The organism is Pseudomonas sp. SWI36, assembly GCF_002948105.1.
Taxonomy (GTDB): Bacteria; Pseudomonadota; Gammaproteobacteria; order Pseudomonadales; family Pseudomonadaceae; genus Aquipseudomonas; species Aquipseudomonas alloputida.
In genome coordinates this window covers 1,998,083-2,010,195 of record NZ_CP026675.1, presented here as the reverse complement: position 1 = coordinate 2,010,195, position 12,113 = coordinate 1,998,083, and the positions used below count along the sequence as shown (strand labels likewise).

Annotated in this window: 9 protein-coding genes; 1 reads left to right on the top strand and 8 read right to left on the bottom strand. The window is 63.1% G+C overall.

Going from position 1 to position 12,113, the window contains the following annotated elements:
• Window positions 1-9: 9 nt before the first annotated feature.
• The 8 genes from C4Q27_RS09825 to C4Q27_RS09785 form a co-directional block, all read right to left on the bottom strand.
• Window positions 10-2,796 carry a dermonecrotic toxin domain-containing protein gene (locus C4Q27_RS09825; protein WP_064492519.1) on the bottom strand — a complete coding sequence of 929 codons (2,787 nt, stop codon included), beginning with the start codon at window positions 2,794-2,796 and terminating at the stop codon, window positions 10-12.
• Between the two features lie 67 nt (window positions 2,797-2,863).
• Complete coding sequence (locus tag C4Q27_RS09820; RefSeq protein WP_019750253.1) at window positions 2,864-3,049, bottom strand: hypothetical protein; 186 nt, start codon at window positions 3,047-3,049, stop codon at window positions 2,864-2,866.
• Window positions 3,046-4,158: a PepSY domain-containing protein gene (locus C4Q27_RS09815; RefSeq protein ID WP_064492520.1), complete on the bottom strand. Its 1,113-nt coding sequence runs from the start codon at window positions 4,156-4,158 to the stop codon at window positions 3,046-3,048. The genes C4Q27_RS09820 and C4Q27_RS09815 overlap by 4 nt, the downstream gene beginning before the upstream one ends.
• A gap of 56 nt (window positions 4,159-4,214) precedes the next feature.
• Window positions 4,215-6,647 (bottom strand): TonB-dependent siderophore receptor, encoded by a 2,433-nt coding sequence (locus C4Q27_RS09810; protein ID WP_104886795.1) that lies wholly within the window; start codon window positions 6,645-6,647, stop codon window positions 4,215-4,217.
• Window positions 6,648-7,164: 517 nt separating this feature from the next.
• Entirely contained in the window at window positions 7,165-8,121 is a 957-nt protein-coding gene (locus tag C4Q27_RS09800) for a FecR domain-containing protein (protein WP_104886794.1), read from the bottom strand.
• On the bottom strand, window positions 8,118-8,636 hold the full coding sequence (locus C4Q27_RS09795) for an RNA polymerase sigma factor (RefSeq protein WP_010951704.1): 519 nt from the start codon (window positions 8,634-8,636) through the stop codon (window positions 8,118-8,120). The genes C4Q27_RS09800 and C4Q27_RS09795 overlap by 4 nt, the downstream gene beginning before the upstream one ends.
• A gap of 147 nt (window positions 8,637-8,783) precedes the next feature.
• Window positions 8,784-9,494 (bottom strand): PolC-type DNA polymerase III, encoded by a 711-nt coding sequence (locus C4Q27_RS09790; RefSeq protein ID WP_010951705.1) that lies wholly within the window; start codon window positions 9,492-9,494, stop codon window positions 8,784-8,786.
• Entirely contained in the window at window positions 9,491-11,428 is a 1,938-nt protein-coding gene (locus C4Q27_RS09785; RefSeq protein ID WP_104886793.1) for a putative nucleotidyltransferase substrate binding domain-containing protein, read from the bottom strand. The genes C4Q27_RS09790 and C4Q27_RS09785 overlap by 4 nt, the downstream gene beginning before the upstream one ends.
• 116 nt (window positions 11,429-11,544) lie before the next feature.
• Here C4Q27_RS09785 and C4Q27_RS09780 point away from each other — a divergent pair, with 116 nt between their 5' ends.
• Window positions 11,545-12,090: a response regulator gene (locus C4Q27_RS09780; protein ID WP_064490762.1), complete on the top strand. Its 546-nt coding sequence runs from the start codon at window positions 11,545-11,547 to the stop codon at window positions 12,088-12,090.
• Window positions 12,091-12,113: the final 23 nt, after the last annotated feature.

The window sequence follows — 12,113 nt, the reverse complement described above, 5'->3', positions numbered from 1 at the left end:
TTCCGGCTGTCAGTGGGCCGGCGGTGGTTGATCTGGCAGTGTCAGCCAGTCACTGCTGCGCCCTGCCTGGCGAACGCGTATCAGCCACTGGCCGTTTTCGTGGCGCAGCACCGCCCACGGCACCACGCCGGCGTCGCTGGCGATGGCAATCTGCAAGTGGTAATGATCCGGCAGCAGGTGGCGGCGCACAGGCAACTGCCCGTTCTCGAGCGCCAGGTACAGCTGATCGTCAGCCTGAAAAAGCCCTTGTTCGATGTTTACCGGCAGGCCGGCCACAGGCGTTTGTAGATAGCAGTCCTGCAGTAATTGCTTCAGGTCGGGCAGCCCGTCGTACCAGAGCACCGGTGAGTCGATGACCCACTGCCCGTCGGCTTTGCGCTTGAGCGGTTGCTGCAGATAGGCATCTGGCTGGTCAGGGTCGATGGCTCGCCAGCGGTAGCCGTCGAAGCTGACCCGGTAATAGCGGTTGTCGTTGTCCTTGACGAAGTACAGCGATTGCCCGCCAAACGCCGAGCTTTGCTCGTAGACACCTTCACCGTAGATACCGTCTATGCGATAGCGCAGGCTGCCGCTGCCCGGTTGTACCTGGAGGCGTGCGGGCAGCGGCAGTGGCGGTGGTTTGGGGATCCCGCGCAGGGATCGGCGTAGCACTCTGGAACCCATGAAACTGGTACCCGCATCGTTGAGGTGGCTAAGCGCCTGATAGGCATGCCGCATCACCCCCTCGACATCCTCTTGCTTGAAGGCCTCGGCGCCGTCCCAGATATCGATTGCCATGCGGCCGATCGACAGCACCAGCAGCGCCCGGTTCGGCAGCAGCAGGCTGATGAAGTCCAGCAAGCGCCAGCTCAACGCCATGACCGATTCCGTATTCACTTCCCTGGTCGTCATGCTGTCGGCGTCGGCCTGGGCAATCAGTGCCCGGGCCTCGGCCATGTAGTAGACGAAGAACAGGTCGTCCTGGATCTCGGGTGTCGTCAAATGTGTGCTCATGCGACCCTTCTCCAGCAGCCGCTGCACCGTGGCGGCAGGCAGCAATGGCAGGCGCTGGGCTACGTATGCTCTCAACGTGGGCTGTTGGCGCAATGTGCGAAGCAGTTCGCGGGTCGTGCGAAAACGGCGCCAGGCCCTGCGGTCCGGAGCATCCGGGGTGTACAGCACGCATGCCGGAGACTTGTAGGGGAGGCTGTTGAGCAGCAGCACGCCCTGCAGGGTATGGCCCATGATGTTCAACTGCCGAACAGTGACCGGGTAGCCTGCTACTGGCGCACGCAAGGCATTGTGTGGTTGGTCCAGCACTGCGCGCACCCAGTTGTAGCCATGTTCGAAAGGGTCTTCGCCAAAGTGTCCGGCGTAGCGCGCCTTGACTGCTTCAGCGTGCATGCGTGCACGGTTTACCTTGCTGTGCGCAGTCAGGCGCCATTTGCCTGCTCTGGAACTGATGAGTTGGGTGTGCAGGTACTTTGCGTAGCTGTCACCCACGTTCAGTTCCCGGACCATGTGCTTGACATACTGCGGCGTGAGCCCGGCGGGCATGGCTTTGCCGTGGGCATGGATCACCCGGGCAGTCAGCCAGTAGTCGGTATCGAACCACGGCAAGTTCTTGAGAGCGATCTCTTCGAGGGTGTTGATTTCCTCGACCATCTCCACCATCTCGTGGCCCACGCGTCGCATGCCTGCATAGGTGACATAGGATGAGAGGGCGAAGGGATGCATGATTGCGCCCGTGCGGCGGGCGCGTACGACCACGATCTTGATCTCGCGAGGATCTGTTTCGTACCCCAGGTCATGGCTCAGGCGTTCGCGAAGGCGTGCGTTGGCCCAGGCCAGCAGGCTATTGCGTTGCTTGAAGTCGTCAAGGCTCAGCACTCCCGGGGCAGCAGCCTGCTCGGCGATTGCCACCAGCGTTTGCATGGCCTGCATCATATGGCTCAGGCCTTGCGCAGATGTATTGCGCAGCCAGTTGGGCAGGTGCTTCTCAAGCAATTGGGAGTAGCGTGTTTGCAGGATGGGTTTGGCGCCGACTTCGTGCCATAGCGCCAAGGCTTTATGTATTTGGGTGTGCTGGTCGGGTGAGGCGTTGCTCCACAAGCCGGTGTCACTCAAGCGTTGGCGTTGGGCTTCTATCGCACTGTCGATCTGGGCCTCCAGCAGGTTATCGGCGTACCAGTCATAGCGCAGACGCTGTGACCGGCGAGCGCGGTCTGCCTGCGCGTCAGAGTACAGCTGCAGCAGAGGTCTGCTCTGGAGGGGGGCTTCCAGGCGTTCACAAAGCTCCAAATGCAGTGCGGCAAGGGAGTCGAAGGCCTCTATGCCTTGTGACAGGCTGCACAGCAAGGCAGCGCCTGCGGCATCCTGAGGCGTGAGCATAGGGCCTTCGGCGGTACCGGCAACGATGATCAGTGCGCCTGGCAGGTAGCTGCGCCAGTTGGGCCGTATGCCTTCCAGCAGCACGCGGTAGACCTGTGGCCTGCTGGCCAGTGGAAGATGCCTGCGCTGCGAGGGTAGCGGTTGTTCCAGGCAGGCCCGCAGCTGCTCGGCTGACCCGTTGGCCAAGGTCTGGTCGCCCAGGCGCAGCTCAACCTCGGCCAGCATCAGCGCCTTGCGCAGTGCCAGCAGCTTTTGTCTGGGGGTTTCACCATGCTCATCGGCCGTGGTCCAGAAGCTGGCCAGTTCGCCGTGCAGCCAGGTGCGTGTGTCGGGGTTGATGGATTGTTGAAGGTCGAGGGTCGGAAGGCCGTCGAGCAGGTCACCGATCTGTCGGTCGACCTGTTCCAGTTGTTCGAGGGGGCGCATGGGGCGGGTCCTTGGTTGAGGAAAACCCCATGCTTGGCAATACCTGCGGTTGCGGGGTGGTAGCGGGCTAGCGCCCCCGACGCCAGAGCAGCCCGCGCAGGCTCAGCAGGGCCGGCAGGCCCAGGCCGGCCCATGCCAGAACGTCCCAGCCACCGTCGCCGAGCAGCGCAGCGAACAGGCCCAGGAAGCCAAGCAGGGCAATCAACACTGGCCAGGCGAAGAGGCGCGCAGTGGGTTGCGACCTGTGGCTCATGCGCGCGCCTCCCTGGGTTTACTCTGTTTGCTCCACCACAGGTAGAGGCCGCTGCCGAGCACGATGATTGTCAGCACGTCGAGTAACGCCCAGAGGATCTGCATCGGTCGCCCGCCGTAATCGCCGAAATGCAGTGGCTGCGACAGGCCCATGGCATCCATGTACCAGGGACGGTTGCCGACGGCAGTCACTGCAAGGGTGCGAGCATCGATCAGTACCGGCGTGAACAGGTGCGAACTCAGGTGGGTGGCACCGTTCAAGAACACCGCATAGTGGTGCTCGCTGGAGAAACGCGTGCCTGGAAACGCAATGAAATCCGGGCGCATGCCGGGCGCGGCCTGCTCGGCAATTTCCAGCAGGCGAGTGGCTGGGGCGCGCTCGACGAGCGGCGGGGCGTCGCGGTAGGGGGCAACCATCGCAGCCAGGCTGTCGTTGCGCCAGGCCGCGATGACCAGGTCGGACAGGGCACTGATTACCCCGGTCACGCTCACCGTCAATGCCCAGGCCAGGGTGACCACGCCAATCAGGTTGTGCAGGTCGAGCCAGCGAAGGCGGCGGGATTTCTTGTGGCGTACGGTGCCGAATTCCAGGCGGCGCATGAACGGCGCATAGAGCACGGTGCCGGAGACAATCGCGACAATGAACAATACGCCCATTAAGGCCAGCAGCAGCTTGCCCGGCAGGCCTGCGAACATGTCCACATGCAGGCGCAGCATCACCATCATGAATCCACCATTGGCGGCCGGCATGGCCACCGCCTCGCCGGTGCGTGCATCGAGCATGAAGGTGTGCGACAGGTTGGGGTCGGTGCCGGCGGTGGCGGCGGTAATGGCGACCACGCCGTTGGGCTCGTCTTCATCGTAGCCGAAGTACTGCATGACCTCGCCGGGGCGATGTTGTTCGGCCTTGAGCACCAGTTGCTGCAGGTCGAGGTGCGGGGTGCCTGGCGGCATTTCACGCAGTTCAGGGGCGTCGCCTAGCAGGTGTTCGAGTTCGTGGTGGAAGATCAGCGGCAGGCCGGTGACTGCCAGCAACAGCAGGAACAGGGTACAGACCAGGCTGCTCCAGGTGTGGATCAAGGACCAGCGGCGAATGGTGGGGCTCTTCATCACGGTACCGATTGTTGTCGGTTGGAACCCGGGGCCGCAAGGCGGCCCCAGCTCACTCAGAACTTGTAAGTGGCGCTGGCGACGACGCTGCGCTCATCGCCGTAGTAGCAGTAGTACGCGTCACAAGTAGAGAGGTAATCCTTGTTCAGCAGGTTGGTGGCGGTGACCGCGACCGACGCGCCCTTCAGGCTGCCGTTCAGGCGACCCAGGTCGTAATGCACCGACCCATCGAAGACGGTGTAGGCCTTGGCCTTGCCCAGGTAGGTATTGCCTTGGTCGCCGTAGGTATTGCCGGTATAACGCGCGCCCAGGCCGATGCCGAAGCCGTCGAGTACGCCCGAGTGCCAGGTGTAGTCGCCCCAGATGGACGCTTGCTGGTTAGGCATCAGTTGCAGGCGGTTACCTTTGAAATCGCCGTCCTGCACCTCGGACTTGGCCAGGGTGTAGGCGGCAATGACCTTCAGGTTGTCGGTCACATCGGAAACCGCTTCCAGCTCAAGGCCGCGGACTTTCACTTCACCGGTCTGGCTGGTGATGGTCACACCACCGACCGTGTTGGTGACCGAGACGTTTTTCTGAGTCAGGTCGTACACGGCTGCCGACAACAGGGTATTGGACCCCGGCGGCTGATACTTCACGCCCAGCTCCCACTGCTTGCCTTCGGTGGGCTTGAACGAGTCCGAGGCCGACACACTGGCATTGCTGGACGGCTGGAACGACTCGGCATAGGACAGGTACGGCACGAAGCCCGAATCGAACACGTAGCTGATGGCTGCGTTGCCGCTGAACTTCTTGTCCCGCTGGGTATTGGTGGCATCGCCCTGGTTGAAGAACTTGGTGCCGGTGTGCACCCAGTCTTCACGACCGCCCAGGGTCAGGCGCCAGTTACCAAGCGCCATCTGGTCCTGCACATACAGGCCGGTCTGACGGGTTTTCTGGTTGTAGTCGTAAAACGCGGTCGAGCGATCCGGGCGAGTGATCGGCAGCCCGTAGACCGGGTTGTTGACGTTGCTGTCCGGCACGTTGAAGTCGAAGATCGACAGGTAGTTGGTGTTGATGCGCTGGTGGTCCAGGCCGATCAACAGCGTGTGGTTGATGTCCCCGGTAGCGAAGTCCGCCTGGAAGTTGTTGTCCACCGCGAACTGGCTGATGTCTTCATCGGTGTTGGTGGACATGCGGCTGACAGTGCCATCGTCTTTGACCGGGCCGCCGGGCTCGTAGTAACTGCCAGGGGTGATGGTCTGGAACGACAGGTCCGACTTGGTGTAGCGCAGGTTCTGGCGGAACTGCCAGACGTCATTGATGCGGTGTTCGAAGGCGTAACCCAGCGCGTAGTAAGTGCGGTCGTAGAACTCGTAATCCGGGTCACCCAGGTTCTTGTGGTGCGAGATCTTGCCGAACGGCATGTCGATCTTGGTGCCCTGGATGGGCCGGAACTGGCTGGTGGCACCGGTATCGTCACGGGTGAACTGGGTGAGGAAGGTCAGCGTCGTGTCTTCGTCGATGTTCCAGGTCAGGCTTGGGGCAATGTTGTAGCGCTTGTTGTCAATGTGGTCAATTTGCGTGCCACTGTCACGGATAACGCCACTGACGCCATAGAGAAAGCGACCTTCATCGTCGATCTTGCCGGTGCTGGCGAAGTTGATCTGGCGATGGTTGTCGCTGCCGTATTGAAGCTCGATTTCGTGAGCGCTTTCCGCTTGCGGGCGGCGGCTGACCATGTCCAGCAGGCCGCCAGGTGGGGTCTGGCCGTAGAGCGAAGAGGCCGGGCCGCGTAGCAGGGCGAGGCGGTCGAGGTTCCAGGTTTCGGCTTTCGGGTTGGCGTACACGCCGCGGGGCAGCGGCAGGCCATCGAGGAACTGCGTTGGCTCGAAGCCGCGCACGCGCATCCAGTCATAACGGGTGTCGCTGCCGAAGCTGGCGGAGACGATGCCTGGCATGTAGCGCACTGCATCATCCAGGCTGTGTACACCGCGGTCTTTCATTTGCTCGCGGGTGGCGACAGAGATGGAGCGGGGGACTTCCACAAGTGCCGTGTCAGTCTTGGTGCCAGCAGCGGTGCGCTTGGCCACGTAGCCTTCAACCGGGCCCCAGGCGCTTTCGCTGGCGCTGGTGGCATTCACGGTGGTTTCCGGCAAGGCCAGTGTGCCATCCGGCACGGCCACCAGGCTGTAGCTGCCCGCACTGCTCTGCTGCAACTGCAGGCCGGTACCGCTCAGGGCGGCTTGCAGGGCGCCCAGGCCGTCGTATTGGCCGCTGACCGGGGCCGAGGTGCGGCCGCTGACCAGTGTCGGGTCGATGGCCAAGGCAATGCCGGCCTGGCTGGCGATCTGGTTGAGGGTGGTGGCCAGTGGCGCGCTGGGCAGGTTGTAGGCGCGCGACGTGGATTGCTCGGCGGCGAACAAGACAGGGCTGGTCAGCGGGGCAGCCAGGCCGATGGCCAGGGCCATCAGGCTGGGGCGCAGGATATGATCAACGGCACGGGACATGCGGCGGTTCCTCGACGGGTAAGTGCTTGCTGCTTCCTTGCCGAGCGAGATCTGAAAAGTGACAGGGTGAATCTGAAAAATATTGAGAATTATTTAATGGGATTTTGCCAGCACCGGCCTCTTCGCGGGTGAACCCGCTCCTACGACGACCGCGATGTGTGTCCACCACCGTGGTAGGAGCGGGTTTACCCGCGAATACGGTGGCGGCGGCAACGGTGAACGGCTAGTGGAAATTGGCCAGCAGGCCCGGCCTCTTCGCGGGTGAACCCGCTCCTACGACGACCCCGATGTGTGCCCACCACCGTGGTAGGAGCGGGTTTACCCGCGAATACGGTGGTGGCGGCAACGGTGAACGGCAGGTGGAAATTGGCCAGCAGGCCCGGCCTCTTCGCGGGTGAACCCGCTCCTACGACGACCGCGATGTGTGCCCACCGCCGTGGTAGGAGCGGGTTTACCCGCGAATACGGTGGTGGCAGCAACGCTGAACGGCTAGTGGAGATTGGCCAGCAGGCCCGGCCTATTTGGAAGTGACGTTTACCCACCACTGGGTATGCCGCTCGATCTTCACCGGCAACGCCGGCACCAGCGAGGCCAGCGCCAGGTCGGTGTTGGTCAGCGGGAAGCTGCCGGTCACGCGCAGGTCGGCGACCTTGGCATCCACCCCGAGGTAGCCGCTGCGGTACTGGCCCAATGTGGCGAGCAGGTCGCCCAGGCGTACGTTGTCGACCACCAGCATGCCGCGGGTCCAGGCATCGGCACCGGCAGGCACCGTGCCAACCTCGCCGAGGCCATTGGCGGTCATCAACACCTGCTGGCCTTCGCGCAGCACCTGTTCGTCGCCGCTGTCATGCGGCATGGCGGCGACCGAGGCTTGCAGCACTTCCAGGCGCGTACCGCCGGCTTCGCGGCGCACCAGGAAGCGCGTGCCCAGTGGCCGCAAGCGACCGTCTTCAGTGCGTACCAGCAGCGGGCGCGGGTCCTGGTGGCCGGTTTCGACCGAGATTTCGCCCTGGTGCAGCACGATCACCCGTTGCGCGCCGGCGTAGTCGATGTCCACGGCGGTGTGGGTGTTCAGGCTCAGCAGTGTGCCGTCTTCCAGGCGCAAGGTGCGCAATTCACCCGTGGCGGTGCGCTGGTCGGCCAGCCAGTAGCTGGGTGCCAGCGACGGGGCGCCGACCCATGCCAGCAGCGCGCCGAGCAGAAATGTGCCGGCCAGCCCGCCGCCAACCTTGCCAATGCGTCGCCGCAGGCTGGCGCGCGATTGCAGCAGCGCCTGGCGTGCCGGGCCAGCCGCCGCGCTAACGCGTTGGTCCATGGCGCCGAGCTGGCGCCAGGCACGTGCGTGCTCTTCGCTGGCGGCATGCCAGCGCATGAATTCATTGCGTTCATCAGGCGTGCCGCTGCTGTCGCCAAGGCTGAGTTTCCAGGCAATCGCGGCTTCCAGGACCCGGGACGAAACCGGGAGGTTGCTCACGTCGGCTCCCCGTACAAGGCCACGTAGCACTGGCGCATGCCTTGGGCGATGTACTGGCGCACCCGCGATACCGAAACGCCAAGGCGCTCGGCAATTTCGGCATGGCCCATGCCGTCCAGACGGCTGTGCAGAAACGCCGCGCGAGCCTTGCTCGACAGCTTGCCGAGCAGGCGGTCGATGGCTTTGAGGTCTTCAAGGATCAGGTGCTGCATTTCTGGCGAGGGCTGTTCGGCTTCAGGGATCAGTGCCAGCTCGGCCAGGTAGGCCTGTTCCAGCGCGGCGCGGCGGAAGTGGTCGAACATCAGCCCCTTGGCCACGGCGGCCAGAAACGCGCGGGGTTCGCGGGGTGTGTCCAGTTGCTCACGACCAAGCAGGCGCACGAAGGTGTCCTGGCTCAGGTCTTCAGCACGTTGGCGGCAGGCCATGCTGCGTTGCAGCCAGGCGAGCAGCCAGCCGCGGTGGTCGCGGTACAGCGCACCGACCAGATCGGCGTGTGGGCTTTGTGCAGAAGACAAGCAGCGTCCCCCCGGAACGAATGCATTAACTAACGATAATTATTCGCGATTGTTGCAGAGGGGAGGGGGTGGGTGCAATGGACGCTTATCGGATCGCCATCATGGAAAAGGCTGAAGGGTATGCCTTGGAATTTTCAGTGCCTATCCCTACAAACCATGACTCTGCATCTTGCGCCGTCGCCATCCGCGCAACCGTTGCTCCAGCTGCAGCGGGCTGTCCAGCTGCTGGCGCCGGGCCTGGCTGAACAGGATCAGCGCCAGTTCTGCGGTCACCTGGGCATCGGCACTGGCATGATGGCGTTCTTCAACCTGCAAGCCAAACCGCGCTACCCAGTCATCCAGCCCGGCCTCGCGCAGCACGGTGTCGGGGTTGAGCATCGGCGCCAGCTCGGCGATATCGAGGAACGGCGACTGCAAGCGGTACCCCAGGCTCTCTTTCAGCGCACGCGCCAGCATGCGTTGGTCGAATGGCGCGTGAAACGCCAGCACCGGGCTGTTGCCAATGAAATCGAGCAAATCCAGCAGGGCCTCGGCCGGGTCGCAACCGGCAGCCAGGGCGCTGGGGCCCAAACCGTGGATCAGTACGCTGGCGTTGGTCTTCTGCAAAGGCCGGTGCAATGTGCGTTCGAACTGCTGGGCAAAGTCGATGGCACCGTCTTCGATGGCCACCGCCCCGATCGACAGTACCTGATCACGGTTGGGGTTGAGCCCGCTGGTTTCCAGGTCCAGCACCACCCAGCGCTGCTCACGCAGGGTACATACCCCCAGCGGTACGGGCTTGGGCAACCGGGCCAGGCGCTGGCGTGTGGTGTGGTCCAGCTCGGGCGCGCTGGGGCGCAGCCAGGCGAACAGGCTCACAACTGGTACCTCAAGGCCAGACTGCTTTGCAGGCGCTGGGCCTGGCGCAGGGACTCGCGCAGGATGCGCCGGTCCAGGTGGTTGAGGCTGTCCGGGTCGAGCCGGTTGGAGTAAGGCAGGTTGTCGCGTATCTGGCGCTGGTGCTGCTGCATGCGGGTTTGCTGGATGAAGTGGTAGGCCTCTTCATAGGCGGCGCCGTCCAACGGTTCGATCACGCCCTTGGCTACCAGTTGGCGCAGGCGCTCCAGGGTATTGCAGGCAGCTATGCCATTGGCCAGGGCCAGCAAACGGGCACCATCCACGAAGGGCGTCAGGCCCTGGACCTTGAGGTCGAGGGTCGCCGCCTTGTCGTTGCCCTGGCGTGTCAGCACGAACTCGCGCAACCGGCCCACCGGCGGGCGTTGGCGCAGGGCGTTGTCAGCCATCATGCGCTGGAAGATGCGGTTGTCGGCTACCTGTGCCAGCAGGCCTTGGCGCAGCTGCTCGCAGCCTTGCTCGTCGCCCCACACCACACGCAGGTCGAAGTAGATGCTCGAGCCCAGCAGGTTCTCCGGGCTGGCTTCGCGAACAAACCCGGCAAAGCGCCGCGCCCACTCGCTGCGCGACAGGCACAGTTCGGGGTTGCCGGCCATGACGTTACCCATGCACAGGGTGAAACCGCACTGGGCCAGACACTGGTTGATGTATTGCGCCAGCGGCAGCAGGCGAGCGCGGATGGCGTCGGCCTCGGCGCTGTCGACCGCTTCGAAGAGGATGCCGTTGTCCTGGTCGGTGTGCAGGGTCTGCTCGCGTCGCCCTTCGCTGCCAAAGCACAGCCAGCTGAACGGCACGCCTGGGTCGCCACGTTCGGCCAAGGCCAGTTCGATGACCCGGCACACGGTATGGTCGTTGAGCAAGGTAATGATCTGGGTGATCTGCGTCGACGATGCGCCATGGGCCAGCATGCGTTCCACAAGCTGGCTGATTTCGCCGCGCAGTGAAACCAGCGTATCCAGGCGTGGCGCATGGCGTATGGTGCGCGCCAGGTGAACCAGATCGACCCGTTGCAGGGAAAACAGGTCGCGCTCGGAAACCACGCCGCACAGGCGCCGGTTTTCCACCAGGCATACATGGGCAATATGCCGCTCGGTCATTGCCATGGCGGCATCGAAGGCGCTGGCCTGGGGTGGGAGGTAGAACGGTTTTGCGGTCATGTGCCGGTCGATGGTGGCGCCCAGGTCTGCATCTATTGTCGCCACCACCTGGCGCAGGTCGCGCAAGGTGAAGATACCGATGGGGTAGCGCTGCGGGTCGACCACCACGATGCTGCCCACCTGTTGCTCGTGCATCAGCCGCACGGCTTCGCGCAGGGGTGTATCGGCGCTGCACACCACCGGGTGACGCATTGCCAGTTCACCCAGAGGGGTGTTCAGCGAGTACTGGGTGCCGAGGGTTTCCACAGCGCGCTGGCGTACTTGCTGATTGACCTGATCAAGCAGGCTGCTGACACCGCGCAGGGCAAAATCCCGAAACACATCAGACATCGAGAACACGCGGATGAATGCGGCCTTGTTCAGTTGCAGGCAGAAGGTGTCTTCCCCGGCCAGGTGCTCGGTGCGGGTTGCCCGCTCACCCAGCAGGGCTGCCAGCGGGAAGCACTCGCCGCTGGTGATCTCGAACGTGGTCTCGACGCCTGGTTTGGCCAGGTGCTGGCGCTCGCCAACCACGCGGCCCTGCTTGACGATGTAGAAGTGCTCGACCGGCCCGTCGGCAGGTTTGACGATGCTTTCACCGCAGGCGTAGAAGCGCAGCTGGCACTGCTCGACCAAGAAGGCCAGGTGGCTGTGCTCCATCTGATTGAACGGCGGAAAGCGCTGCAGGAACTGCAATGTGCCTTGGATGTTTTGCAGTACCGCTGTCTTGCCCGCCTGGCTGTAGGCGTCCTTTTTGCTCATGAAACTGACCGTATCGCTATGCCGAACTATATATATCTATATATAGGTACCGGCCATGTTGTTCTCTGCCTCCATGGTCGGCTTGCGGCGGGGTGGTGCCCATTGGACGTAAGTCTATGAGCGCCCTTGTCAAAGACCCGACGAAAGGCGAAACGGGTTACGCGAGTAATGCGGTCCTAATGCTGAAGCGGAATTTTTTTGACGAGATGAGCATGCCTGAGCACACCGACATCCTGAGCGACGCCGAGCGCGAGGCCTTGGCCGTGATAAACCAAAGTGCGCCTGTGGCAGCCAAACCGTTGGTGCTGGTGGTGGATGACAACGCGGTTAACCGGGAGGCGCTGATCCTGTACCTGAAAAGCCGGGGCATCGATGCGGTGGGGGCGGATGGGGCCGAGGAAGCCAGGTTGTACCTGCACTACCAGAAGCGTATCGGCTTGATGATTACCGATTTGCGCATGCAGCCTGAAAGTGGATTGGACTTGATCAGGACGATTCGTGCGTCGGAGCGGGCGGCATTGTCGATCATTGTGGTGTCGGGCGACACCGATGTGGAAGAGGCAGTGGATGTGATGCACCTGGGGGTGGTGGACTTCCTGCTCAAGCCGGTGGATCTTGGCAAGCTGTTGGAGCTGGTGAACAAAGAACTGAAAATTGGATGATGCGCAGGGGGGGGCCGTAAAAC